General features: G+C 45.4%; 26 protein-coding genes and 1 other annotated feature. Of the genes, 18 read left to right on the top strand and 8 right to left on the bottom strand.

All coding sequences use genetic code 11. The features are described 5' to 3' along the window. Window positions 1-22 precede the first annotated feature (22 nt). The 3 genes from ACFVAD_RS11870 to ACFVAD_RS11860 all read left to right on the top strand — a co-directional run bounded on the left by ACFVAD_RS11870 (window position 23) and on the right by ACFVAD_RS11860 (window position 2816). Window positions 23-1273 (top strand): MFS transporter, encoded by a 1251-nt coding sequence (locus ACFVAD_RS11870; RefSeq protein WP_386639936.1) that lies wholly within the window; start codon window positions 23-25, stop codon window positions 1271-1273. 126 nt (window positions 1274-1399) lie between these two features. Then, entirely contained in the window at window positions 1400-1954 is a 555-nt protein-coding gene (locus tag ACFVAD_RS11865) for a thioredoxin family protein (RefSeq protein WP_386639933.1), read from the top strand. 118 nt (window positions 1955-2072) lie between these two features. After that, complete coding sequence (locus ACFVAD_RS11860) at window positions 2073-2816, top strand: phosphotransferase family protein (RefSeq protein WP_386639930.1); 744 nt, start codon at window positions 2073-2075, stop codon at window positions 2814-2816. Between the two features lie 139 nt (window positions 2817-2955). On the opposite strand, the gene ACFVAD_RS11855 is transcribed toward ACFVAD_RS11860, so the two are convergent. Further along, entirely contained in the window at window positions 2956-3438 is a 483-nt protein-coding gene (locus tag ACFVAD_RS11855; protein ID WP_386639927.1) for a DUF4188 domain-containing protein, read from the bottom strand. Between the two features lie 2 nt (window positions 3439-3440). Then, window positions 3441-3986, bottom strand: a complete 546-nt coding sequence (locus ACFVAD_RS11850) for a PadR family transcriptional regulator (RefSeq protein ID WP_386639924.1) — start codon at window positions 3984-3986, stop codon at window positions 3441-3443. A gap of 406 nt (window positions 3987-4392) precedes the next feature. Here ACFVAD_RS11850 and ACFVAD_RS11845 point away from each other — a divergent pair, with 406 nt between their 5' ends. Beyond that, window positions 4393-5115: a D-Ala-D-Ala carboxypeptidase family metallohydrolase gene (locus tag ACFVAD_RS11845; protein ID WP_386639921.1), complete on the top strand. Its 723-nt coding sequence runs from the start codon at window positions 4393-4395 to the stop codon at window positions 5113-5115. Between the two features lie 103 nt (window positions 5116-5218). Beyond that, window positions 5219-5438, top strand: a binding site (T-box leader). Between the two features lie 54 nt (window positions 5439-5492). Next, complete coding sequence (locus ACFVAD_RS11840; RefSeq protein WP_386639918.1) at window positions 5493-6833, top strand: sodium-dependent transporter; 1341 nt, start codon at window positions 5493-5495, stop codon at window positions 6831-6833. 48 nt (window positions 6834-6881) lie between these two features. On the opposite strand, the gene ACFVAD_RS11835 is transcribed toward ACFVAD_RS11840, so the two are convergent. The 3 genes from ACFVAD_RS11835 to ACFVAD_RS11825 all read right to left on the bottom strand — a co-directional run bounded on the left by ACFVAD_RS11835 (window position 6882) and on the right by ACFVAD_RS11825 (window position 10023). Then, window positions 6882-7520 carry a GNAT family N-acetyltransferase gene (locus tag ACFVAD_RS11835; RefSeq protein WP_386640301.1) on the bottom strand — a complete coding sequence of 213 codons (639 nt, stop codon included), beginning with the start codon at window positions 7518-7520 and terminating at the stop codon, window positions 6882-6884. A gap of 19 nt (window positions 7521-7539) precedes the next feature. Next, window positions 7540-8442 (bottom strand): macrolide 2'-phosphotransferase, encoded by a 903-nt coding sequence (locus ACFVAD_RS11830; protein ID WP_386639916.1) that lies wholly within the window; start codon window positions 8440-8442, stop codon window positions 7540-7542. 402 nt (window positions 8443-8844) lie between these two features. Next, window positions 8845-10023, bottom strand: coding sequence for a DUF418 domain-containing protein (locus ACFVAD_RS11825; protein WP_386639914.1), 1179 nt, complete (start codon window positions 10021-10023; stop codon window positions 8845-8847). Window positions 10024-10174: 151 nt separating this feature from the next. On the opposite strand from ACFVAD_RS11825, the gene ACFVAD_RS11820 reads away from it, so the two are divergent. From ACFVAD_RS11820 to ACFVAD_RS11795, 6 genes are all read left to right on the top strand, one after another. Further along, the gene (locus ACFVAD_RS11820) at window positions 10175-10888 is read left to right on the top strand and encodes a response regulator transcription factor (RefSeq protein ID WP_386639911.1); all 714 of its coding nucleotides are present in this window, start codon (window positions 10175-10177) and stop codon (window positions 10886-10888) included. Continuing rightward, entirely contained in the window at window positions 10885-12630 is a 1746-nt protein-coding gene (locus ACFVAD_RS11815; protein WP_386639909.1) for a sensor histidine kinase, read from the top strand. The genes ACFVAD_RS11820 and ACFVAD_RS11815 overlap by 4 nt, the downstream gene beginning before the upstream one ends. Window positions 12631-12632: 2 nt before the next feature. Then, window positions 12633-13346, top strand: coding sequence for a hypothetical protein (locus tag ACFVAD_RS11810; protein WP_386639907.1), 714 nt, complete (start codon window positions 12633-12635; stop codon window positions 13344-13346). A 92-nt stretch (window positions 13347-13438) separates the two neighbouring features. Then, the gene (locus ACFVAD_RS11805) at window positions 13439-14512 is read left to right on the top strand and encodes a Gfo/Idh/MocA family protein (protein WP_386639904.1); all 1074 of its coding nucleotides are present in this window, start codon (window positions 13439-13441) and stop codon (window positions 14510-14512) included. A 71-nt stretch (window positions 14513-14583) separates the two neighbouring features. Continuing rightward, on the top strand, window positions 14584-15288 hold the full coding sequence (locus ACFVAD_RS11800; RefSeq protein ID WP_386639901.1) for a helix-turn-helix domain-containing protein: 705 nt from the start codon (window positions 14584-14586) through the stop codon (window positions 15286-15288). An 87-nt stretch (window positions 15289-15375) separates the two neighbouring features. Continuing rightward, the gene (locus ACFVAD_RS11795) at window positions 15376-16266 is read left to right on the top strand and encodes an EamA family transporter (RefSeq protein ID WP_386639899.1); all 891 of its coding nucleotides are present in this window, start codon (window positions 15376-15378) and stop codon (window positions 16264-16266) included. A gap of 59 nt (window positions 16267-16325) precedes the next feature. Here the strand turns inward: ACFVAD_RS11795 and ACFVAD_RS11790 are convergent, their stop codons facing one another. Further along, window positions 16326-16817, bottom strand: coding sequence for a hypothetical protein (locus ACFVAD_RS11790; protein ID WP_386639896.1), 492 nt, complete (start codon window positions 16815-16817; stop codon window positions 16326-16328). A gap of 154 nt (window positions 16818-16971) precedes the next feature. Here ACFVAD_RS11790 and ACFVAD_RS11785 point away from each other — a divergent pair, with 154 nt between their 5' ends. The 4 genes from ACFVAD_RS11785 to ACFVAD_RS11770 all read left to right on the top strand — a co-directional run bounded on the left by ACFVAD_RS11785 (window position 16972) and on the right by ACFVAD_RS11770 (window position 20291). Next, complete coding sequence (locus tag ACFVAD_RS11785) at window positions 16972-18210, top strand: NRAMP family divalent metal transporter (protein WP_386639894.1); 1239 nt, start codon at window positions 16972-16974, stop codon at window positions 18208-18210. Between the two features lie 117 nt (window positions 18211-18327). Then, a complete protein-coding gene (locus tag ACFVAD_RS11780) occupies window positions 18328-19794 on the top strand; it encodes a protein adenylyltransferase SelO (protein ID WP_386639892.1) in 1467 nt (488 codons plus the stop codon). Window positions 19795-19995: 201 nt separating this feature from the next. Next, entirely contained in the window at window positions 19996-20118 is a 123-nt protein-coding gene (locus tag ACFVAD_RS11775; RefSeq protein WP_386639889.1) for a hypothetical protein, read from the top strand. Beyond that, complete coding sequence (locus tag ACFVAD_RS11770) at window positions 20115-20291, top strand: hypothetical protein (protein ID WP_386639886.1); 177 nt, start codon at window positions 20115-20117, stop codon at window positions 20289-20291. Before ACFVAD_RS11775 ends, ACFVAD_RS11770 begins: the two co-directional genes overlap by 4 nt. A 144-nt stretch (window positions 20292-20435) precedes the next feature. Here the strand turns inward: ACFVAD_RS11770 and ACFVAD_RS11765 are convergent, their stop codons facing one another. Next, window positions 20436-20702, bottom strand: coding sequence for a hypothetical protein (locus tag ACFVAD_RS11765; RefSeq protein ID WP_386639883.1), 267 nt, complete (start codon window positions 20700-20702; stop codon window positions 20436-20438). A 207-nt stretch (window positions 20703-20909) separates the two neighbouring features. Between ACFVAD_RS11765 and ACFVAD_RS11760 the strand changes: the two genes are divergently transcribed. Together ACFVAD_RS11760 and ACFVAD_RS11755 are read left to right on the top strand one after the other, a co-directional pair. Next, window positions 20910-21818: an alpha/beta hydrolase family protein gene (locus ACFVAD_RS11760; RefSeq protein WP_386639880.1), complete on the top strand. Its 909-nt coding sequence runs from the start codon at window positions 20910-20912 to the stop codon at window positions 21816-21818. After that, window positions 21799-22221, top strand: a complete 423-nt coding sequence (locus ACFVAD_RS11755; RefSeq protein ID WP_386639877.1) for a VOC family protein — start codon at window positions 21799-21801, stop codon at window positions 22219-22221. The genes ACFVAD_RS11760 and ACFVAD_RS11755 overlap by 20 nt, the downstream gene beginning before the upstream one ends. A gap of 53 nt (window positions 22222-22274) precedes the next feature. Here the strand turns inward: ACFVAD_RS11755 and ACFVAD_RS11750 are convergent, their stop codons facing one another. Further along, entirely contained in the window at window positions 22275-22760 is a 486-nt protein-coding gene (locus ACFVAD_RS11750) for a hypothetical protein (protein ID WP_386639874.1), read from the bottom strand. 139 nt (window positions 22761-22899) lie between these two features. On the opposite strand from ACFVAD_RS11750, the gene ACFVAD_RS11745 reads away from it, so the two are divergent. Beyond that, window positions 22900-23865, top strand: coding sequence for a DUF4145 domain-containing protein (locus ACFVAD_RS11745; protein WP_386639872.1), 966 nt, complete (start codon window positions 22900-22902; stop codon window positions 23863-23865). Window positions 23866-24088 lie beyond the last annotated feature (223 nt).

The raw sequence follows: 24088 nt of genomic DNA, 5'->3' as shown, positions 1-24088 counted from the left end.
TTGTAGAAATGAGTGGTAAGCTGTGACTGAAGTAAAGAACAATCTTGAGGAGAATTGGCTGAGGAACATCATCCTGTTTCTTAGTAGTCAGACAATTTCCCTTTTTGGCTCGTCCCTGGTTCAATATGCCATTATGTGGTACATAACGCTCACAACTGGTTCGGGTTTGATGATGACGTTATTCATCATTTGTGGCTTTATCCCGTCCTTTATTTTATCGCCTGTTGCGGGGGTGTGGGCAGATCGTTATAACCGAAAAATGCTGATCATCCTTGCGGACAGTCTCATAGCCATTGCCACGCTGATTCTTGCCATTCTCTTTTTGATGGGCTTTGATTCGATCTGGCTGCTTTTTGTGATGGCGGCGGTTCGGGCCTTTGGAACAGGAATTCAGACACCGGCTGTTGGCGCTATTTTACCGCAAATTGTACCAAAGGATAAACTGACGAAGATAAACGGGATAAATGGCAGTATTCACGCAATTATCATGTTCGTCTCTCCGATGGTCAGTGCAGCACTCTTGGCGTTGACTTCGATTGAGGTTATTTTCTTTATCGATGTCATAACAGCAGTTATTGCAATCTTTACACTGTTCACCTTTTTGAAGATCGCCGTTCATGAAAAGGCATCTGTAAAACAAACAACCAGCTACTTCAGTGATTTCAAGCAAGGATTACAATATGTGAACCAAAATGCCTTTCTGAAGCAGTTTTTCCTCTTCTTTGCGGTGTTCTTTGTTTTGATGGCGCCAGCAGCCTTTTTGACACCATTACAAGTAACACGCAGCTTTGGTGAGGACGTGTGGCGGCTTACTGCAATTGAAATTGCCTTTTCCATTGGCATGATGGTAGGGGGAGCGGTCATTGCATCTTGGGGCGGGTTTTCAAATAAAGTGAAAACGATGGGACTTGCGAGCATCATCATGGGTGTCTGTACGTTTGCACTCGGCGTTGTTCCGCAGTTCTGGTTTTACTTAGGCCTCATGACGATATTCGGTCTTGCCGTGCCTATATTCAATACACCTGCGACTGTCTTGCTGCAAGAGAAAGTGGAAGAGGATTATATGGGCAGAGTATTTGGCGTATTTGGGATGATTTCCACTTCAATGATGCCGCTTGGAATGCTGATATTCGGTCCGATGGCTGATTTTATCGCGATAGAATGGCTATTAATCGGAACTGGAGTATTGATCATAATACTTGCGATTCTATTAGGTAGGAACCGCATATTGATGGAGGCGGGCAAGCCTTTAGCGGAGGAATTAAAAGCATAGAGGATGAAAAAGTTAGGGCGGTTATGTAACTGTCCCAATTTTTTTTGCTCCGTTAGAGCATTTTACTAGCTGAAATTTTTCCATATCTGATACGGTAGTAGTACTAAATGAAGTGAGGTGCTGGGAATGAATTTGAATGACTGGTTTGATAGTGGGCTTACGTATGGACAATATGTAGAGGGGATGGCAGTGAACAAAGAAGAAATGGAATCTATCTTTAATAAGTTTTCCCTTGTTGAAGAAAAGGTCGAGTTTTTAAAAGGCAAACAACTTAGAGTCATCGTTTTGACGGAGGACTGGTGCGGCGATGCGCTTTTGAATAATCCGATCCTGATGAAAATAGCCGATGCTGCCGATATGGATGTCCGGTTTATCCTGAGGGATCAGAATCTCGAGCTGATGGATCAGTATCTGACGAATGGAACAGCCCGTTCGATTCCGATCTTTATATTCATCGATCAAGAGGGAAAAGAGGTTGCGGTCTGGGGACCAAGAGCAGCGGCCCTGCAGGAAATGGTCGATCAAGTCAAAGCTACCCTTCCACCTGCAGATGCACCTGACTTTAAAGAGAAGCAATCTGTAGTTTTTAAACAACTAAAAGAGTCGTATGTAAATGATCCCTCTCTATGGAACATAGTTTCTGAAAGCATTTTAGAGAAGCTGAAAGAGAGCGTAATGTAATACGGCCTTTAAACTTTTTACAAAAACCCTGCCTTTATGACTATCAGGCGGGGTTTCATTATTTGGTAAATGCGGAGTTGAACTGACTTTCGACTAAATAAAGAAGGAGCCAATTTTCATGATCAATGATAAACCAATCGCCACCGGTAACACCGCCGCCATCTACCTTCAGGAAAACAAAGCGATTAAAATTTTCCGCGACCACCTGCCTGCGTCAGCCCCGATGTATGAGGCGAATAAGCAGCGGCTCGCCTATGACTTGGGGCTCAGGGTGCCAAAGGTATTGGAGGTCACCAGGATAGAGGGTAAGCATGCGCTTGTAATGGAGTATGTGAAAGGGAAAACCCTCGGGCAACTGGTGATGGAAGATAGGAAGCGGACGGAGTATTTTATGGGACTATCCGTTGATATCCAAAGGGAGATACATAGCAAAAAGATAGATTCGTTGGAAACGATGAAGGAGAAGCTCACACGCCAAATTCAATCTGTTGGATGTCTGGATGAAGAAGTGAAGGCAGCATTATTGAAGAAACTGGGATCGATGGCTTTTGAAAGCAGGCTCTGCCACGGGGATTTCCATCTTTATAACCTGATTCAGACAGATGACGTAATCACGATCATTGACTGGATCGATGCAAGTTCCGGGGATATCAGGGCGGATGTGTATCGGAGTTATTTGCTTTACTCACAGGTTTCGCTTGAACTGGCAGAGATGTATGTGAAGCTATATTGCGAGAAGAGCGGGCTCGGCAAAGAGGAGATTTTTGCTTGGGCGCCGATTTTGGCAGCGGCGAGGCTTGCGGAGAATGTGGCAACGGAGGATGCGAATCGGTTGATGGAGATTATACATGCTAGCTACTGAGCAATCATTGGGACAAGGGAGGGAAAAGGCTTCATAAGGTAGATGAAGCCCAAAACCCTCTGAAAAGTTGAAGGAAAAGGACTTCACAAATAGAATCACGATTCAAACTTGGAGAGCCCCTTATTCGTTCCCAAAAAGGTTATTTAGAGTTTTCATGTTTAAGCCGCTTTGCCGCGGTTTTCCTTGCTTCATTTACCGGTACCGTTCCGAACACTTTCCCCAAGCCGAATTTAGGCATATTTCCGTAGATGGATTCGTAGTGCCCTTTTTGGACAAGGTAGGTTTCGTGATAGATTCCGACCGCGTCGTTGTTGCCGACTTTTTTGTTGAAAGCTTTCCAGGCTTTCAGATGCTTTTGTCCACGGGCGTACGCAAAGAGTTGTTGTTCCGATTGCCAGTATTGCATCATGAAGATGGTACGGAAACTGATAAAGCTCTCCATTGACAGGAAGCCGAGTTCTTTATTTGTGTATAGCTCTTTTATCATGGCTGGCATCGCCAGAAAGACTGGAAACCACTTGTGGATGGCCCACCATTTATTGATCCTCATCCCGATGGTGAATACGACAATATCCGTTCCATTTTCTACTGTATAACGACCAGGGTAAAGTTTGTGCCCCATTCCTACTCCTCCTTGAGTTTTGATATTGTTTCCCCGCACCATTCGATGGCGGCTTTGGTTGTTGCTAATCCATAATTCAATGTAATGATCCAGTACTTGGCATCCTCCTGCCCAATGTAACACGCTGATATTTGGCTTTTGATGGTGTGGTAGATGCTATAGCGTTCCTCTAGCTTTTGCTTGTATTGCCGTACGTGCCCGATTGTGACCTGAGACCCCTGATGTCTGCTGAAGAATAGCTTTAACAGCAGCTCGTTCTTGGTTGTTTCGAGCTCGTTGATAGGATGTTCGAGCCACTTTCCAAGTGCGTCCCTGCCCCTATCGGTAATCTGATATTCCTTCTTATCCGGTTTTCCTTCCTGAGGAGTTTCACGTACAGATGCGTATCCTTGATCAACAAGTTTTTTTAAAATGGGATAGATTTGTCCATAGCTGATTTTCCAGAAGTGAGTTAAACTGCCATCCATCATCTGTTTGATGGAGTAGCCGGTATTGCAGCCGGTTGTGAGTAGTCCGAGGATGGCAAACTGCGTGTTTTCCTTTGTCATGATGACACCGCCTATATCTTTTTGATATATATCATTTTGATATATATATAATGTTCTGTCAATAGCTGGATAATATTAAATGCAATAAAGATGACAAATAAGAAAGCGATCGCACAAATTAATTCAAAATGGAGGACTTTTAAGGTCTATCATCTGTTTTGAGTAGGGAGACCTACTTCCACGCGATATTTCAGTACGAAAGTCTAGTATTCATATAGAGTGAATTTTTATACGATAAAGATACATACAGGAAATTACATAATCTGATGAAATTCCCATATAGAGGAGGGACGACTACTAAACTATCAAGCTATTCATCTCCAAGAATATACAAAAAATCGTGCTAGAGACTGCATTTTCTTTGAAGGATCTATTCGAAAAATAATTGTAGTTGGGAGAGATGGAAATGGAAAAAGCATATCGTAGCATATTGGCATTAGCATTTACCCTGATGCTTGGAATGGTGTTATCGTTAGTCTCAGCTGAGGAGGCGTCGGCCTACAGCTGGACAAGGACGCTCAGTGAAGGGTCGAGCGGAGCGGATGTGAGGGAACTGCAAATCCGTGTAGCAGGATGGGCGGCTGATTCCCCTCAGCAGACAGTCGTGTCGGTGGATGGACAGTTTGGATCTGGTACAAAGGCTGCGGTGATCCGGTTCCAGCGGGCGTATGGTTTGTCGGCGGATGGGGTGGTCGGTCCGCAGACACAAGCGAAGTTGAATGAACTGGAGTCATCGAATGGTACGAAGCATTTCAGCTACAGCGAATTCTATTCTAAAGACGGAAGTGGGTTTAATGGGGGAAACGTATCCGCGGCAACGGTGAAAGAAAATGTTCGTCGCATGATGTACAAGCTGGAAGCGATCCGCGTGAAGCTTGGCAATCGTCCAATGAATGTCAACTCCGGATTTAGAAGCATTTCTCACAACCGCAATGTCGGCGGTGCATCAAACAGTCAGCACACTTACGGAATTGCGGCAGACATCAGCGTATCCGGGGTGAGTACGACAACCGTCAAGAACGCTGCAAAGAGCTCCGGATTCAGCGGCATCTACAGCGAAAGTTCCTTTACCCATATGGACAGCAGGGTGGAATATCCTTATGGAACCCAGTCCTGGTGGTGGGAATAGAAAATCTGGGCCCTTTCAGGAAATGGCATCCAATAAATTTCTCATTGACTATATGAACCCCCGCGTACTATAATCACACTTAATACTTTTAAAAGCATATAGGAATGAAGCTATGAAGAGAATCTATTAAATCTTATCTCCCTGTTGTAGAGAGCCGGCGTTTGGTGAAAGACCGGTACAAAGGTAAGAGGAATTTCAATCTTGGAGCTTTACTTTGCCTGCGTACGCAAATTGGCAAAGCGGTTTTTAACCGTTATATTTAGAGTGGAAAGTCGCATGCTTTCAAGAAGGGTGGTACCGCGTGAATATATCACGTCCCTTCGGAAAACGTGCGGCTTTTTTGTGTTATAGTTTTTTAATTTGGGGAGGAATTAGTGATGCAGCAAGAGGAACAATGGTCATCGAAGTTGGGATTTATTTTAGCGTCTGCCGGGTCTGCGATTGGCCTAGGAGCGATCTGGAAGCTGCCGTATGTAACAGGTGTAAGCGGCGGAGGAGCATTTATTCTATTATTTCTACTTTTTTCCGTGTTGATTGGTTTTCCCCTATTACTCGGTGAGTTTATCGTAGGAAGAAGCACAGGGAAAGAAGCGGTTTCTGCCTACAAGAAAATAGCGCCAGGCTCGAAATGGCATTGGATCGGGTATCTTGGCGTGTTTACCTGCTTTATCCTGTTGTCGTTCTACAGTGTGATTGGCGGTTGGATTGTCCAATACTTGTTTTATGGGGTAACGGGAATGATGGGTAGGTTTGCCGGCGGTTATGAGGGGCTATTTACGGAAGCTGTGTCCAACCCGATTGCGGCAGTTGCTGCACAAGGTGCATTTTTACTCTTGACCATTCTCGTGGTGGCAAAAGGGGTGCAAAACGGCATCGAGAAAATGAATAAAATCATGATGCCTGCATTGTTTATTTTATTCATCGTGTTGATCGTACGCTCGCTTTCCCTCGACAATGCGATGGAGGGTGTTTCGTTCTTTTTATATCCTGACTTTTCAAATATAACGGCAGAAAGCGTGCTGTTTGCGATGGGACAGTCGTTCTTCTCCTTAAGTGTAGGGGTTTCCGTGATGGTTACCTATAGCTCCTACTTATCAAAAAAAGAGAGCCTTGTGCAACCTGCCGTTTCGGTTGTCGGGGTGAATCTATTCATCTCCATTCTTGCAGGTCTCGCCATTTTCCCGGCAGTGTTCTCCTTGGGCTTTGAGCCGGCAGAAGGACCTGGATTGTTGTTTATCGTATTGCCGTCTGTGTTTGACCAGATCATGTTCGGGAAAGTATTCCTGTTCCTATTTCTTGCACTGTTTCTTTTTGCCACCCTTACTTCGGCCTTTTCGATGCTGGAAATTGTAGTGGCGGCACTGACAAAGAGCAAAGGAGGGTCCAGAAGCAAAGCGGCCTGGTTGACAGGTCTTGGGATCTTCCTTGTCGGCATTCCGTCAGCCTTGTCCTATAGTATATTGAGCGAAGCAACCATCTTCGGGAAGACGATATTCGATAGCTTCGATTTCCTTGTCAGTAACATTCTGATGCCTGTAGGCGCCTTACTCATTTCGATTTTCGTTTCTTATAAAATGAAAAAAGATATCCTTAAAAGTGAGGTTATCCAAGGGTCAAAAGGGTTGAATGGCTTATTTTCGGTTTGGTTTTTGTTGATGAGATATGTGGTGCCCGTTGTGATTGTAGTCGTGTTTTTGAATGTTGTGGGCTTGATATAAACATGGGGACAGGTCCCGTGTCCCGTGGGACGCGGGACCTGTCCCCGTTTAGAATTGTATCGTCGTAACAGACTTGAGTGTTTCTATAAAATGCTCAGGAGCTTCAGTCGTTCGCAGTTTCTCAAAATCCCTCTTAGGCATATATTTTTCAAGGAAGGGCAAGGATTCCTCCAACTCATTGGGTCTGCTGCCAAATTTCTCACCAGACAATAGATCGAATCCGAAGTCTGAGTACAGCTTGATCGCCCGGTAGCTTCCAGGCTGCGTATGAAGGTAGACCGGGTAATCCTCCTGCTTCAGGTCTTTCATAATGATAGAGAGCAGGGCACGCCCGATTCCCTTTCCCTCATAAGATGGTAGAACCTTAAACCAATGAATGGTGTAAAACAGTCCGTAAGCCTTCCACAGCAGGCAGGTGGCAACAGATTCCCCGTATTTATCACACACAACCAACGTTTTCTCAAAAAACAGCTCCTCACTTAAGCCATACGTCGTGTCGAAGAAATCCTCCATAAAAGGTTTGTATTCTTTCGCAGTTTCAGGGTCATCAAAGGGCATGGCCATCCAGATATCCATTTCGTCTTTTCTCAAATTTCTAACATGGAAGCCTTCAGGCAGCTCTGTGAGAGCCTCTCGGTTTAAGGATGGACACATCATAAATATATTTAAATCAGGTATTTCTTCCATCACTTTATTTCCTCCTCCATTATCCGTTCACACTCAATACATGCTTCGCCATCTTTTTATATTCATCCAATTCCGACTTGATTGCAAACTCTGCAATGGCAATGGGATAGGCTGCTGCAAGCTCGATGACATGCTGCACCATATTCGGCCACACATAGCCTCCTGCTATTTTATAGTGTTTCACTAATTCTTTTAAAGCTTCTTCCCCAAAAGTCCGGTAGTGTGAAACGAAGTCATTGGCGGTATCTGTGACGGAAGCTTCTGTCCAATCGATGAATCCGGTCACTCTGGCATCCTCATCAATCAGGATATGTCCTGCATGCAAATCGCCATGGACAAGTCCTGTCATCTTTGGCCAAAGGGAATCCTCAGTCACCCAGGCCTGCCATCTTGCCCACAGTTCTTCGTGGACATCGAACTCCGCTTTCACTTTTTCCATTCGCTTCGCCATATTGGCCCTTGCCTGATCCGCCGTTTCTACTGGCAACCCGGCCATCTTTACCTTTTCCTGATCAATCTGATGCAGGGAAACCATCGCTTCGGCTAAGGTTCGGTTGAAGAGGCCAGGAACATTCTTCTCATCGAGTTCCCACACGTAGGCCTGAGCGGCATGATCAATCGTTCCGGCAGGTACACCATTCAATCTTTTGTATGCGATTAACTGGTCTGCGTACACCAACCATTTCGGAGCCTGCACACAAAGATTATCTCCGACTACATCCAATGTTTGCTTTTCCTTTTGGGTGGAGTCCATCACGTCTTTCCTTCTTGGGAAGCGTAACACCCACTTTTCCTCATTTATATCAGTTGCGAAAACTACGAGAAAATCCAAGCCCGACTCGTTGAATACGAGAGAGTCGCGCTTTATATCAATTCCGTTTTGCTTGGCAATATCGATTATTTGATTATTTGTAAGTTTCATTTCACATTCTCCTCAGTATTAATTTTAAATGCAAAAAAGCACAGGCCCCTACCTGTGCAACGGAGTAAATGGGTATGCAAAAGAAGCCCAAGAAATGGTCGGATTCTTAGAAGTGGCTTTGAAATAAAAAAACACAACAAAAAAGAGGACAGACTAAGTCCCCCTCTTTTTCACATCACATATCGTAAAATAAAGGTTTCCTAAAAGTAGGCAGACCAATCCCATTTACCCTGCACACAGGCAGAGCCTTTGAACGTATTAAATTAACGGTTCAAAGCTTGGGAACGAAGTCGCATACTTGCAATCACTAGGAAAACCTCCATTTCTTTAAAAGTTAGGTATATTCTAACATGGATGAAGGAAGTGTTCAAGGTTTAAAAGGATGACGGGGGACCTATTTGGCTATTTCACTAAAACGCCATTCGTCACTGCTTGCTTCCTCTTACTCCTCCATTGCCAATATGTACCCATCCGCATAAGCCTTTCAACCGGTCCAACCTTCCAATGGCTTAAATACCAATGACTGATTGCGACCTGGAAGCTGTAGATTACAATGGCCAGCAGGATGCCGTTCAGGACCCCGATTTTACCGAAGAGGCCAAAGCCATAGCCGTAGAATATGGTCGTACAGATGATGCTTTGTAGCAGATAGTTGCTCAGCGATAAACGCCCGACTTTTTCAAATAGTGCCAGTAACGGGTTGAATCCCATCGTGTACAGAAGCGCAAAGGCAAAGATATAGCCCAATCCCAGCAGTGGTGCACCTAACATACCAGCCACTCCTGACCATGTTGAATCAGGGAATGCATAGGCAACAGTTTTTAAAAACAATCCTGCAGGCACGATCACAACCGAGCCGACAAGATATCGCCTGCGTTCATGCTTCGGCTGTTTAAACCAGTCACTTTTCGCTGCATACATTCCGAGAAGAAAGATCGGACACAGGATAAAGGGTGACAGGAGGAAAAGAAAGAAGTAGGCTGCAGGCGGGAGTCCCAGAGGTTCTTCTGCGCTGTTACGGAATTCCTTGATTTCTGTATAGTTCCCTGTCGTGTAAATCTCACTTGCCTTTTCTACATAAGCATCCATTCTTATATCTTCTTCCTTGGTTGCTTCCATGGTGCCAAGCCCCATAAAGGATGTCAAAACGAATAGAACGGAAGCCCAGATAAGCATGGTTTTCTTTTTTCTATTTAAGAAAATCATCATGATCAGGCCCAGGAAACCATAGGTGAATAGAATATCCCCTTCCCAGATGAATATGGAATGCATCAATCCAAGCGCCAATAATAGGAAGGAACGGCGGACGATATGTCGTTTTGCCTTACCGCCGCTCGTTTCCAGTTTCTCTTTAAACTTGATCAGAGAGTAGCCGAAAAGGAACATGAAGATCGGCATGAAGCTGCCTTCCACAAAGATTCGGAGCCAAGTGTTAGCAACCTGATCCCCTGCAAACAACTGAAAATGCTGCAGCTCATCCTTTCCCCAGATTCCGTATTGAAATATAAGCATATTTGCCATCAGGATTCCTATTAAACTGAAACCTCTCATTCCATCAATCACTTTTACTCTTTCTTTCATTCTTATATCTCCTCTCGCTTTTCCATAGGTTTACTATATCGAAGGCAGCTTTCGCTGGTTTTACCGGTACTTTACGAATAGATAAATAATTTCGTATTTGTTCAACTGTTCGTAAAGTTGCTATGCTAAGATATGTACGAGGTGGATATACATGGAAAAGAAAAATATCCTGATTGTGGATGATGAAAAGGCAATTGTGAAGATGCTGGAAATCATGCTGAACAAAGAAGGCTTTCAACATATATATACGGCACACACTGGAGAACAGGCCCTTGCGATCTTGGAAAAGGTGAAGGTGGATGTCATCGTTCTTGATGTCATGCTTCCCGACTGCAGCGGCTTTGACCTTTGTCCAAAGATCAGGCAGATATCTTCCGCCTATATCCTGTTTTTGACGGCCAAGGTATCAGACCTGGATGTGCTGACAGGCTTCGCGACAGGTGGAGATGACTATGTCACAAAGCCTTTCAATCCGCTGGAGATCGCCGCAAGGATCAAAGCTTATCTCCGACGGACCCCAAGTGTGGAAACCCCTGCACAAACCAGAACGGATAAAAAGTACGACTTTGGCAGGTTTATGATAAATGAAGAAGCGGGAGATCTGATTGTCGACGGCCAAGCGGTGCCGTGTCCGACACAGGTCTATTTGCTGCTGCTCTATTTTTGTAAGCATCCCAATATGGTGCTTTCCAAACCCCGTCTTCTTGAAGCGGTCTGGGGTTTTGATCATTATGTAGATGACAATACGGTTTCTGTACATATTAGGAGAATAAGAGAACGAATTGAAAGAAATCCAAGCAATCCGGAGTATTTGGTCACAGTGAGGGGACTGGGCTACAAGCTTGTGAAGGGAAGCGCGTCATGAAGCGGTTAAGAAGAAGGCTGTTTCTCCACTTTTCCTTCCAGTTCATTTCCCTTGCAGTGGGGATGATCGTTCTTTTCGTGCTGCTTATGCTGATCCTGGTCGGTGTGATGACTAAATATGAAGCGGAAGTCAACTACTACCAGACGAAAGTGGAAAGTGTGGCCATGGATACCGGGAATTCCATCAACATATTGAAAATGGCAGAGGGATGGGATGAGAATTTAGCAGAAGAAGAGGTTTGGGTGCAGATTATCAATGATCATGGGGAAGTGATTGATGCAAGCAATGTGCCATCCGATTTTCCTGATTCATACGGCCAGCATGATCTATATAGGATGCAACACGACAAGGAGCTGCTTGGATACTCCCTCTATTTTTATCTGGAAACCACCTATGATGAGCCTTACCTGTTCGTATTGGGGAAAAAAGAAAAAGCGCACACACTCTTACAGCAGCTTACAGGCGAATATCGCTCTGAAGATATCGTCGATCAAGCACGAGCTGGGGAGATAGCGGAAAAGTTACAGCCGGTGGACGGTTATCTGGAAATATGGGATGAGAATAATAAGCTCCTGCAATCCATAGGGAAAAGCTTAAACGCAAAAGAAGATCTTCCTCTTGATATCTATATCCGGAACATCACACCTGATACTTATTCGTCAAAAGCTTCGTTCCATCGAGATCAGGAAACAGGCCATTTATGGGTGCTCTATACACCTAATGAGCACAAAAAAGAGCTCAGATTAACTTCGCTTCAGGAAGTCATCATTGCCTTTGCCATTTCGGTCGGTATCTTTCTCCTGTTGGCCATCATACTCTCCTTCTGGAACGGCTTCCGGTACGGCAATCCGCTGTTCATTTTCACCAGTTGGCTCAGCCGAATGGGGAATGGACAGTATGACGAGGTCTTGACCGAGAAGGAGAAGAAGCTCATTTTCAAGAAAAACGGCAAGGTCAGAATGAAGTACAGACTCTATGCCGAGGTCTTCGGGGCATTCTATGATATGGCGGAAAAGCTGGATCAATCAAAAAAGGAAAGAGAAAGACTGGAAAAGACAAGAGAGGAATGGATGACCGGCCTTTCGCATGACCTGCGGACCCCATTGACCACGATGCAGGGCTATGGCACCTTGCTCGAGAGCGGGCAATACGATTGGTCCAAGCAGGAGCTCGAGGAAATCGGAAAGACGATCGATGACAAGAGCAAATATATGTTAAGTCTCATAGAGGACTTTTCCCTAAGCTTCCAATTGAAAAATGACACCAGCATCGCCAATTTTGAGCCAACGGAAATCAATGGTGTGATGGAGACTATTTTAGAAAAGTTCCACGAGGATCGGACACTATCAGACTATCATCTATCATATGAGCCTTTTGGCGATTCTCTTACCATGCCAATAGCCAAGAGATGGTTCGAACGGATGCTGGATAATCTGATCTACAACGCGATTAACCATAACCCCCCTGGAACCACCATCAAGGTGAAGCTGGAAAAAGCAGGCCCTGCACACCTGAAAGTTGTGATAGAGGACGATGGAACAGGAATGGACGAGGAAACCCGCAAAAACCTGTTCACCCGCTACTACCGCGGAACCCATACCGAAGTACGCACAGAAGGGTCCGGCCTTGGCATGAGCATCGCCATGCAAATCGCCAAACTCCATAAAGGCTCAGTATCGGTGGAATCAGTTGTTGGCAGGGGGACGGTTGTCGAGATTGTGCTGCCTGTTGGGGGGGAGTAAGGATGAAATTTTTCATTATTTTAGTAGAAATAATACTATTAAGCTTCTTGGCTTATAGATTATATAAGCTTTTTAGAAACTATAAAAACCTTGGAGATTCAGGAACATTTCTTGAAAAGGCAGGAACTGTGTTGTGTGAGTCCTTACCGAAACCTGTAGCGCTTCTATTGATAAGAGAAATCACGATGTTCTACTACTTATTTGCCAAAAAGCCGCAAAAGGTGGAGGGGGAGGCTTTCACTTATCATAAGGAAGCTGGGTATAAAGCGATCCTGATTGCCTTAATGAGCGTGATTCTGCTAGAAAGCGTCGGTCTATTTTTCCTGCTTCACAAATGGAGCCCCATACTGTCGTGGATACATATTGCGTTGAATGTTTATGGGTTGCTCTACCTGATCAGTGATTACCGCGCCATTGTCCAGAGGCCGATCTTACTCACCGATGATGAGCTTCACATCCGAATAGGTTCGAGAAGGGAAATTTCTGTTCCTATTAGAATCATAGACTCGATCAATGGTGGGAGCAGTTTTATGAAAGAGAAAAAGAATAAATCGATTTTTAAAGCGGTTTTACTGGAGACGGAGACGCCACAATTTGAAATATGCCTAAAGGAACCAATCACGACAACTAATTTTTTGGGGAAGACACAAGAGATTACGAAGGTGTATGTAACAGTGGATGATAAAGGGAGATTCCGCCAATCCCTGCTTCTGTAGCATCAGGGGCCAGGTACCTTGTCCCACTAGAAGGATTCATGCTGTATCTCGTCGAAACAATTAGTATTAAAGCATAAAGGGGATCTTCTATCATGAACAAAATCAAAGTAGGAATCATCGGAACAGGGTTTGGAGCGAAAGTGCATGCACCGGTTATGCAGAGTCATCCGGGCTTTGAAGTTGTTTCGATTTCAAGTGTAGCAAGAGGTAGACTAGATGAAATCAAAGAAGAGACCGGTGTGGAAAATGTGTATGCCAATTGGGAGGAGATGCTGGATCAGGAGGAGCTGGACCTGGTTGCTGTTGCGTCCGCACCTTTGCTTCATCATGACATGGTAGTGAAGGCGTTTGAAAAAGGTAGTCACGTATTGTGTGAAAAGCCGATGTCCTTTGATGCACGAGAGGCAGAAAATATGATCAAGGCAAGGGATGAAGCGGGGAAATTTGGTTGGATCAATTTTGAATACCGCTTCCTGCCTGCAAGACAAAAAGTGAAAGAAATCATAGCGAGCGGGAAAATCGGCAAAGTGATGCATGTAAACTTTTCATTAAATATTGCGGGCTATGAGCGTTATGCTACCGCTAAAAGAGGATGGCTCAGCCAAAAGGACCAGGCAGGAGGAATACTTGGAGCGGTCGGCTCGCATCTGATCGATTCGCTTCTTTGGTGGACAAACGCACGGGTTGAGTCCATTTCAGGTCAGCTTACCACGCACGTACCGGAGTTCACGGACGAGAATGGGGAGAAGGAAATCCGCACGGCAGATGATGCTTTCCAGGCAATGGGTAATTTTGTCGGTGGAGGAACTTTCTCGATCGGCTCGAATATCGCAGTGCGTCACGCGGAAGGCTGGGAGCTTGAGATCTACGGAACAGAAGGCACGCTGAAGATGTCTCAGGACAACAAAGTATTTCTTGGCATCGGGAACGATCCACAAGAAGAAGTGGAGATTGAAAGACCGCTCGACATTCCGGAGGGGATGAATCAGGTTGCTGCCGGCTATTATAATGCTTTCTACCGTTCGTTGGATCAGGTATATCATGCACTAGTGAATGGTGATATGCATGCGGACCTTCCTGTTTTTGAGGATGGTCATCACGTACAGGTTATTCTCGATGCGATCAAACTGTCTCATGAGGATGGAAGAAGGATAGTTATCGGATAGTCCTTCTTCAGACTCTTTATCCTCTCGTGACTTCCCTATATAATGGATGTTAGAGAGGGGGAGGGATGACGGTGAAAAGTCTGAATAGGGTAGTTTGTGAAAAAAGGTCGTATACGAGAGAGCTCTTGTCTCACGATCATGATTTCGGTCAGCTTCTTTTTCCATTGCAAGGCTCCCTGCATATGGAGACAGCGAGTCAAAACATCAGGCTTGAACCGGATCACTGCTTTTATCTTCCTCCAAAGCATCATCATGTATTCCGTTCAACAGATCGCAACGAATTTCTGATTCTGGATATCCCGACCCATGTTTTACCGGGGGATACAGAGAGTTTGTATACAAAGTTGGATAAACAATGGACCTCCATTCGTTTTTTGCTTTTGGAAGAGGCGGACAGTAAAGAGATAGATCCGGAGGCTTTAATGGATTTGACCAGGTATGTGACCCGCAAGCTGCAGGTATCCGTATCAGCTTCCATTGACTATATTCATCGCCATTTCAAGGAGTCCATCAGCTTGCAGGCCCTGGCGGAAATGGAGCACTACCATCCGGTCTACTACTCTTCCTGGTTTAAACAAAAAACGGGGAAAAGTCCGAAAGTCTATATCGCGGAATTGCGCTTAGGATACGCGAAGCAGCTGCTGCATACCACCACATGGTCGATAACGCGCATCAGTGAGGAGGTAGGATTTGAAAACCCCTCCTCCTTTACAAGGTGGTTTGTGAAATCCGAAGGGATGCCCCCGCAAAAATACAGAATGATGAATAACGGATAAAAAGAACCTTAAACTAGGTAAAGAAAAGTAGGCAGGATTTTTCTATACTCAAGTTACAGGTTCTTTATTTTGATTGGGGGAAATCCTATGAAACAAACTTGGGGTCCAATATTGATTTTACTCGCGGCATTCCTCTGGGGAACGACCGGGACTGCACAAACCTTTGCGCCGGAAAATGCACATCCCATTGCGATAGGCGCTGCCCGTTTGGCGGTCGGAGGTATCTCTTTGTTACTCATCGTGCTGCTGCTTGGAAAATTGAACATGAAAAACTGGCCGATTAAGGAGACCTTAGTTGCTTCCATTAGTATGGCGATTTTTCAGCCGTTGTTTTTTTCGGCCGTTACCATCACCGGGGTGGCGATCGGAACGGTGATTACAATCGGAAGCGCCCCCATACTTTCTGGCATCCTGGAGTGGATTTTTTTGAAAAAAAGTCCTTCTAAAGTATGGAGGTACTCGACTGGCCTATCGATTGTTGGATGTCTCCTGCTTTCTTTAAACAAAGGATCCGTACATGTCGACCCTTATGGAATCCTGATGGCGCTTGGGGCAGGGTTGGCATTTGCTTTTTATGCATTAGTCAGCAGGAAACTGATCGAGAACCACTCTTCCCTATCGGTCGTTGCCGTTGTGTTCACCCTCAGTGCCATATTCCTGTCTCCATTTCTGTTTATCTATGACATGTCTTGGATGATGGAATTCAGTGGTGTTGCTGTAACGCTCCACCTTGGAATCGTGACGACAGGTATCGCCTATCTGCTTTTTGCCAAAGGACTCGCAACCGTCCCTTCATCGACTGCTGTGACACTCTCTTTGGGAGAGCCTTTAACTGCAGCGATATTCGGAGTGTTCATATTGAAGGAAAAACTCGATTTCACTTCTTGGATCGGTATTTCCATGCTCCTGCTGGGGATTGCGTTGTTGATTGGTTTTCCTAGAAAAAAAGAGCCCCTTGCCCATACGGTTGGAAGTTAGGGTTATCAAAAAAAGGAGAAGCAGGCTACCCGATCCTGCTTCTCTTTTCAATTCCCAGCTCAACACCAAACGATTACCTTATAAGGCGTGGTCTGTGCCGGAATGCTTTTTGTGGCAGGGCCGTAGATGGCAATCAGGTTGCGGTTGACGGGGTTTCCTGTAAAAGGCTGACCGTTGGCTAACAGGAGTTGGGTGTACGGGGAGAGATTCAGCTTCAACTGTCCGTCACTGCTCACCAGCTGGTCGTTGAAGTAGTCGACTTTTACATTCTGGCTGTTGTTATCTTTTACAATAATAATAGCGTTGTATTGGGGCGGGTAGATAAAAGGGACCGGTGCATTTGCGTCATAATAGCCTGTGATCGTATCCCCGACTGATACCCGTGCTTGATCGATGAAATAAGTGGTGGGTGAGACCACAAAATTGACCATAGCACCTGCACCATTTTCAACGGAAAACAATTTATAGCAGCCTTCTCCTTCGCCATTCGGACTGATGGCAAAATCACTGATCATGGTGACGATTCCACGGAAAAAAGCAAAGCTTATCATACGCATTCCTCCAAAAAATACAAAATTCTTCAACTATATTCATATTCATTTAGCGGAAAAATAAGAACAGGTCTGAATTAGGTAACACCTTATTCCCTTTTCTGTTACTATTGTGGAATAATTGCATTCTGATTATTGAATCATAATACAAAGGATGGTGGTCGAGTTGTCAAAACAAAAGAATACATATGAAAGGCTGGATAAGCCGACAAAAAGCAATTGGAGTGTCCTTCTTGGGGCAGCTTTCCTGATGGGTTCTTCGGCAATAGGTCCAGGCTTTTTGACTCAAACTGCCGTATTCACGGAGCAGCTATTGGCAAGCTTCGGTTTTGTCATCCTGATGTCCATCATTTTGGATATTGGGGTTCAGGTAAACGTGTGGCGGATCATCGCCGTCTCGAAAAAGAGAGGCCAGGATATTGCGAATATGGTGCTACCGGGATTGGGTTATTTTCTGGCGTTTGCGGTCTCTTTGGGAGGGCTGGCCTTCAATATCGGGAACATAGGTGGCGCAGGACTTGGCATGAATGTGCTATTTGGACTGGATGTGCGCATTGGCGCGATCATCACAGCAGCGGTTGCTGTCGGCATCTTCCTTTCTAAAGAAGCAGGAGTGGCGATGGACAAGATTGCCAGGGTACTGGGATTGATGATGGTATTGATGACACTTTTTGTGGCATTCCAGAGTAATCCGCCAGTAGGAGAAGCGGTCTTGCGCACTTTTGCACCTAAAACCATCGATGTGTTCGCCATCATTACGCTGGTCGGTGGAACGGTAGGTGGATACATAACGTTTGCAGGTGGACATCGCTTACTGGATGCAGGGATCAGCGGTAAAGAAAACCTCCATCAAGTGACCAAGAGCTCGGTTTCCGGAATTATTATCGCCTCCATCATGCGGATATTCCTTTTCCTAGCCGTATTAGGGGTAGTGATAACAGGATTCGAGCTGGACCCGAAAAATCCTGCAGCATCTGTTTTCGAGCAGGCAGCAGGGATTGTCGGATATAAAATGTTCGGACTGGTCCTTTGGGCAGCCGGTATTACATCAGTTGTCGGCGCGGCTTACACATCGGTATCCTTTTTACGCACCTTATCAGGTAAGATCGACCGAAACAATACGAAGGTGATTATCGGCTTCATTGTTGTTTCCACCATTATTTTTGTACTAATCGGAGAGCCGGTGTTACTTCTTATCTTAGCAGGTGCCTTTAACGGATTAATTCTACCGATTGCGCTAGGGACCTTGCTGATTGCGGCCTATAAAAAATCCATTGTGGGTGATTATAAGCATCCGTTGTGGCTGACCATTTTTGGAGGCATCGTCTTTTTCGCAACTGCATATCTTGCGGGTGTGACGTTAATAAATCAGGTGCCCAAATTATTTTCGTAAGGGTAGGAGAGCAGAGCTTAGCTCTCTTTTTTTGCATGGAGAAGTGGTGCCGGGAATTAGATTATGCGGTGTGCATAGGGTTATAATAAAAGTATTACTGAAGAAGAAGGGGATAAAATGACAATCGATCAAGCAAAATCAGACTGGAATTTCGACAATACGTATAGCCGACTGCCGGAAAAGTTCTTTTCTACGATAGATCCAAACCCCGTTTCTTCGCCTAGGATGATTATTTTCAACCAATCTTTGGCGGAATCTCTCGGGTTAAATGGGGAAGCGCTTTTGGGAGAAAAGGGGTTGGCGGTTTTAGCTGGAAATGAAGTTCCTCCAGAAGGGGCATCATTGGCACAGGCCTACGCAGGGCATCAATTCGGAGGCTTTACGATGCTTGGTGATGGTCGCGCTTTGTTGATAGGAGAGCAAATCACTCCTGGTGGCAAACGGTTTGACATCCAATTGAAGGGATCTGGACGGACGCCATATTCCCGTGGCGGAGACGGGCGAGCTGCGCTGGGACCGATGCTGCGGGAGTACATCATCAGTGAAGCGATGCACGGACTTGGGATTCCGACGACACGGAGTCTGGCTGTCGTGACAACCGGAGAAAGAATCATGCGGGAACGCTTGCTGCCTGGTGCGATCATGACGAGGGTGGCATCCAGTCATTTGCGTGTCGGGACGTTTCAATATGCGGCAAACTGGGGTTCTGTGGAGGAGCTTCGGGCATTGGCTGATTATGCAATTGAGCGACATTATCCGGAGATAGGAAAAGGAGAAAAGCGACACTTGGACTTTTTCAAGGCGGTGATGAAGCATCAGGCTGCACTGATTGCAAAATGGCAACTGGTCGGGTTTATCCATGGGGTGATGAACACGGATAATATGACAATCAGCGGGGAGACAATCGATTATGGTCCATGCGCGTTCATGGATGTATATGATCCTAAGACAGTTTTCAGTTCCATTGATGCTCAAGGTCGCTATGCGTATGAGAACCAACCACGTATTGGCGGGTGGAATCTGGCACGCTTTGCGGAAGCACTTTTGCCGTTGTTGCACGAGGAACAGGAAAAAGCGGTGGAGATTGCTCAAGAGGCGCTTTATGAATATTCCGGACTGTATAAGAGTAATTGGCTTGCGGGAATGAGAGCGAAGTTGGGGATTTTTAATGAAGAGAAAGAAGACGAAGCTTTGAACGATGAACTTCTCGGTCTGATGAAAGAGCATCGTGCTGACTTTACGAATACGTTCCGGGCGTTGACGTTAGATAAGGCGGAGGATGCGTTGTCCGGGAAGCCTGAGTTTGAGGCGTGGCATGGGAAATGGCAAACGAGGCTTGAAAGACAGCAGGAATCGAAAGAAGCTGTCAATGAGCTGATGAAGCGCAGCAATCCTGCGGTAATACCGCGCAACCACCGGGTCGAGGCTGCACTAGAAGCAGCAGTGGAGTTCGGAAACTACGGAGTGATGGAGAACCTGCTAAAGGTTCTGAAAGATCCATTTGCGCATACGGAAGAGCAGGAGGATTACTGTGCGGTGCCTAGAGATTCGGCGGGGGATTATCGGACTTATTGTGGGACATAGGGACAGGTCCGTTGTCCCGCTTGCGGCGGGCGTGGTCTGGTCGGTGGGACAGGTTCCTTGTCCCACCTACTGGGCTGAGGTGCCAGGATTCTTCCTACATGATAAGAATTTTTTGTATGAAGAAAGCAGAAATTGGCCCCTTACCCGTAAACATAAACCACATTTGCTTTTTGGGCAGAAAGATGTAAGGGGTGGGAAAAGATGCAACAACAATTGGACCGTATGGAGGAAATGCTTACTAGCCTAATCTCAATAGTTGGGAATATCAACAGTGAACATAAGTTGATGAAGGCTGAAATGGAGATAAAAAAATTTTTATTATGAAAGAAGAAATGAAATTAATGCGCGTTGAAAATGAAAAACGGCATTCAGAGGTTATGAATCGCTTTCACACATTAGAGGCGGACCACGAACACACATGGGAAAAAACCGTTAAAAATGAAAGGGAATTTGCGGTTTTCAAAAAGCAATTTGAGCTGCAAAACACCGATGTCTAATCCACAGGTTTAGAATCCTCATCTCTTCAAACTCCATATTAAATAAATTTAACACTGCAGATCATTTTACTAATTTCATGATGATAGGAACTCAGCCCAGATTACATGGGTATGGGGACTTTTAGAGAAAAAGAGGTTGGGAGATTACATTCTCCCGACCTCTTTTCCGTTGAACCGAATAATAACGTATGTCGATGACTTTTTCCAGGATAAATATTGGTAGATGATGTGGACGACCAGAAAATAGGCGACAGCCACTCCATTTAGCGTCAAACGAAGCTGCAGAAGTTCTATTGGTTCAATCAAACTGGCAAATCCAAAGCTGATAATCCAAAGCCCGACCAATACCAGAAATCCAATCCAGTACCAATCCATCTCATAGCTTGAAGGATATTGTTGCCGTTTCTCCATGATGCACGCTCCCTGGGTGTGCCATAAAAGAAATGAACGCTATATTCGTATGTTCATGGGACGGTGAAAAGAACAGGGTGCATCGGGGACAGGTCCTTGTGTCCCCCCTTAGGGGTGGGACACGGGACCTGTCCCCGGAAGGATTTTTGCTTACTTTGCCGAATTGGTCAATATACATGAGAATACATACGAAAGAAGGTAATTCTATTGCCACGTGAGGAAGTTGTTTTTGAGAGTAAAGGTAACATGCTTGCCGGTACGCTGTTTACTCCGGAGGGGCCTGGCCCCCATCCTGCTATGGCTTTTCTTGTTGGATCTGGTGGAGTGTCGCAGCGTTTGGGGGATGCATGGGGATTTTATATGTGGGTGACTTTGGCGGAGCATTGTGTGGCGAAGGGGATTGCGGTGTTGTTGTTTGATAAGCCTGGCCTTGGGGGCTCCACGGGGAACTGGGAGACGCAGACGTTTGATAATCGTGCGGATGACGCGTTGGCAGCTGTCCATTTTTTACAGGCGCGCCAGGATGTTGACCTCTCAAAAATCGGACTTATCGGTCACAGCCAGGGTGGATGGATTGCCCAGCTTGCTGCGTCAAAATCCAAAGAGGTCTCTTTTATCATCACATTGGCCGGCCCATTCATCTCTGTTTATGAACAGATATTGATGGACCGGGAAAACCACCTTTTAGCAGCAGGTGCTTCGTCCATGAAAAAATTGGTGGATATGACAGCAACGAGAGCGCTGTTCTTGACTGCGAGGGTAGCGGCGAAGCTAGGGTACAAGCATCCAATCATGAATATCCTTGATTATGATCCAAGACCTATTTTGCCCGAAGTTACCTGTCCGGTGCTGGCACTATTTGGTGAAAGGGACGTCCTTTGTTCGCCGGGGCCGAGCCTGGATGTGATCAAAAGTCATATGAGTAAAGGTGATGTTACAACAAAAGTGTTTCCGCAGACCAACCACCTTTTCTGGAAGTGTAAGACTGGCAGTACGAAGGAATATGAACAGTTGGAAAAGAAGTTCGTGCATGAATTTTTAGAGTCGATTTCAAGTTGGATAGAAAGTGCAGTTATCTTAGAAGGAGGAGTTCTGGATGAAACAACCGTGGTCTGAAGAAATGCCTGTCGTGCAGTTCCGGATTGCAAGACCGACAGATCAGCTGGATAAAGTTGTTGAGTTTTATACAAAAGGGGTGGGATTGAAGGTTATCGGCTCCTTTAATGAGCATGATGGTTATGACGGCGTGATGATCGGGTTGCCTGGTTTTGCTTATCATCTGGAGTTCACCCAGCATAAGGATGGAAGCCCGTGCCCAGCGCCAACCGAGGATAATCTTCTGGTGTTTTATATTCCGGATAAAGAAGCGAGAGACCGGATTGCCGGGAACTTGGAGGAGATGGGTTATTTGCCGGTAGAGCCTGAGAATCCTTATTGGGCAAGGAATGGAATAACGGTGGAGGATCCTGATGGTTGGCGCGTGGTGTTGCAGAATACGGCGGGGATAGGACCGAATTAACGGGGACAGGTTCCTCGTCCCGCTTAAATGGGACGAGGAACCTGTCCCCATAATTATCTCGCCAGTCCTCTCTCAAATGCAGCCAAATGATTCAAGGAGGCATCTTTTAATCTGGTAAATACAATTCGGATGTCAGTAGGTATATCAAAATCAAGGAATTTTTCATACATCGCGATATTTTCTATTTCTCCTTCCACACCGGCTGCATATGCATTCTTTATCGTTGCAGGGGGAGTGACGAATTGTGGTGATATGTCTTGTGGCACCTGTACTTGATATCGATTAAAAAGTTGAAGCAATGCGGAAATATGTCTGAGTTCCGCTTCCTGTATTCTTGCAAAAGTCCGGATATAGCCAAAGGTGCCGAGTATCTTGTTGTACCGGGTTTGTGCCAGGTATTCGTCCTGAAGGGCATAGGTAAGCATTTCACGCAGTGTTAAAGAGGTAGCATTTAATGCCCCCTTTGCACCATAAGTATCTAAAGTCTGTCGGTAATGGTGAGTGTACTGATGCTGGTAGGGGTCATGATTCGAAAACATAGTTGCTCATCCTCCTAGATGTAGGTTGGTAAGATATCATATGCCTGTGGATGGGTTGGGTGCCATGGGGACAAGAAACTGTCTCCATGGGTTTTATGCTAAACTAATAGAAAACACTATACATAGGAGATTAAAGCCGATGAGTAATTCTACTTTGTTTGATTTTGTGGGGAAGTTTTCTGCTGTGCTGGGAGAACTTGCAGGACGTGTGGAGGCTTTATTGATGGAGCAGCCTCAAGCTGCGTTGACGCAAGCGCGACTTTATAGCGAGATTTTGGTGAAAATGGTTTGTGAGGAAGAGGGGATTGAGGATGTATATCCACTTAAGCCTTTTGAGAAGATTAATAGATTATATAAACAGGACCTTATTACTGATGAGATATATACAAAGCTGGAATGGCTCAGAAAAAAAGGGAATGTAGCCACACATCAGGTGAAGGAAGTGGAGCTTGGTGAAGCTGTTCAGGCGCACAAATTTCTTTATGACCTAAGCGTTTGGTATGCGGAAGTCTATGTAAGCCATGAGTTTGAAGCTCCAGTCTATCAGCTTCCTGTTAAACAGGTGAAGGAAGAAAAGGTCTTGAAAGAGGATGAGCTGAAGAAATTGATGGAGCCTTATCTACAAGACACCCTTCAGAAATTGGTGGATATCCAGGAGCAATTGGATTTGCTGAAGCAGGAAAAAGCGGCTAATGCATTAGTAGAGTCGGAAGTGGCTGCCACATCAGATGTGCCAGCACCTGAAAAGAAAACGGTGAACCGCACCGTACCTTTAAGTGATGAAATCCTGGCTGTGTTCCAAAAAAATAACTACGAGAAAAAGAACACAACAAAAAAAGCAGTAGAGTTCGAGCACGCAGAGAACAAGCAAGTTATCTATCTTTTGGATAACACTGTGCCAACCATCGTGCTCCATCCTGAATTGGTCACAGCTAATCCGGAATCCTTTGTAATCCCAGAAAAGCCTCGAGCCAGCACAGCACTAAGAAGATTTCCGAGAGGACAAAAGGACGGGAAGCAGACATCTAACTTTGGATACCCGTTCAAAGTCGAACAAGCGAACGAGTTAGATAAGATTTTGCAGAAAGTAAATAGTCTGGTTTGAAACCGATGGGGACAGGTTCCTCGTCCCGTTGAGGCGGGACAAGGAACCTGTCCCCTTGTCTGTGCCCCCTTTTTGTGGCCTATGTACTGGAGAACGGCCTCGTTTCATACCGCGAGCAATCGAAAAAAGGTGTAGTGGCGGTAAGAAAGAACAAGAACCTTAAAAAAGTACAGAACATACCAAAAGAGTGCTAGTGATAGCGCTTACAACCCCTTCATCCCAG

Source organism: Sutcliffiella sp. NPDC057660 (genome assembly GCF_042800035.1).
Classification (GTDB): domain Bacteria; phylum Bacillota; class Bacilli; order Bacillales; family Bacillaceae_I; genus Sutcliffiella_A.
This window is presented reverse-complemented; position numbering and strand designations above follow the sequence as displayed.

Excerpts from the sequence above, each read along its gene's own strand:
- ACFVAD_RS11865 (WP_386639933.1), top strand. The coding sequence starts at position 1,400 with ATGAATTTGAATGACTGGTTTGATAGTGGGCTTACGTATGGACAATAT.
- ACFVAD_RS11860 (WP_386639930.1), top strand. The coding sequence starts at position 2,073 with ATGATCAATGATAAACCAATCGCCACCGGTAACACCGCCGCCATCTAC.
- ACFVAD_RS11855 (WP_386639927.1), bottom strand. The coding sequence starts at position 3,438 with ATGGGGCACAAACTTTACCCTGGTCGTTATACAGTAGAAAATGGAACG.
- ACFVAD_RS11850 (WP_386639924.1), bottom strand. The coding sequence starts at position 3,986 with ATGACAAAGGAAAACACGCAGTTTGCCATCCTCGGACTACTCACAACC.
- ACFVAD_RS11845 (WP_386639921.1), top strand. The coding sequence starts at position 4,393 with ATGGAAAAAGCATATCGTAGCATATTGGCATTAGCATTTACCCTGATG.
- ACFVAD_RS11840 (WP_386639918.1), top strand. The coding sequence starts at position 5,493 with ATGCAGCAAGAGGAACAATGGTCATCGAAGTTGGGATTTATTTTAGCG.
- ACFVAD_RS11835 (WP_386640301.1), bottom strand. The coding sequence starts at position 7,520 with ATGGAAGAAATACCTGATTTAAATATATTTATGATGTGTCCATCCTTA.
- ACFVAD_RS11830 (WP_386639916.1), bottom strand. The coding sequence starts at position 8,442 with ATGAAACTTACAAATAATCAAATAATCGATATTGCCAAGCAAAACGGA.
- ACFVAD_RS11825 (WP_386639914.1), bottom strand. The coding sequence starts at position 10,023 with ATGAAAGAAAGAGTAAAAGTGATTGATGGAATGAGAGGTTTCAGTTTA.
- ACFVAD_RS11820 (WP_386639911.1), top strand. The coding sequence starts at position 10,175 with ATGGAAAAGAAAAATATCCTGATTGTGGATGATGAAAAGGCAATTGTG.
- ACFVAD_RS11815 (WP_386639909.1), top strand. The coding sequence starts at position 10,885 with ATGAAGCGGTTAAGAAGAAGGCTGTTTCTCCACTTTTCCTTCCAGTTC.
- ACFVAD_RS11810 (WP_386639907.1), top strand. The coding sequence starts at position 12,633 with ATGAAATTTTTCATTATTTTAGTAGAAATAATACTATTAAGCTTCTTG.
- ACFVAD_RS11805 (WP_386639904.1), top strand. The coding sequence starts at position 13,439 with ATGAACAAAATCAAAGTAGGAATCATCGGAACAGGGTTTGGAGCGAAA.
- ACFVAD_RS11795 (WP_386639899.1), top strand. The coding sequence starts at position 15,376 with ATGAAACAAACTTGGGGTCCAATATTGATTTTACTCGCGGCATTCCTC.
- ACFVAD_RS11790 (WP_386639896.1), bottom strand. The coding sequence starts at position 16,817 with ATGATAAGCTTTGCTTTTTTCCGTGGAATCGTCACCATGATCAGTGAT.
- ACFVAD_RS11785 (WP_386639894.1), top strand. The coding sequence starts at position 16,972 with ATGGTGGTCGAGTTGTCAAAACAAAAGAATACATATGAAAGGCTGGAT.
- ACFVAD_RS11780 (WP_386639892.1), top strand. The coding sequence starts at position 18,328 with ATGACAATCGATCAAGCAAAATCAGACTGGAATTTCGACAATACGTAT.
- ACFVAD_RS11775 (WP_386639889.1), top strand. The coding sequence starts at position 19,996 with ATGCAACAACAATTGGACCGTATGGAGGAAATGCTTACTAGCCTAATC.
- ACFVAD_RS11770 (WP_386639886.1), top strand. The coding sequence starts at position 20,115 with ATGAAAGAAGAAATGAAATTAATGCGCGTTGAAAATGAAAAACGGCAT.
- ACFVAD_RS11765 (WP_386639883.1), bottom strand. The coding sequence starts at position 20,702 with ATGGAGAAACGGCAACAATATCCTTCAAGCTATGAGATGGATTGGTAC.
- ACFVAD_RS11755 (WP_386639877.1), top strand. The coding sequence starts at position 21,799 with ATGAAACAACCGTGGTCTGAAGAAATGCCTGTCGTGCAGTTCCGGATT.
- ACFVAD_RS11750 (WP_386639874.1), bottom strand. The coding sequence starts at position 22,760 with ATGTTTTCGAATCATGACCCCTACCAGCATCAGTACACTCACCATTAC.
- ACFVAD_RS11745 (WP_386639872.1), top strand. The coding sequence starts at position 22,900 with ATGAGTAATTCTACTTTGTTTGATTTTGTGGGGAAGTTTTCTGCTGTG.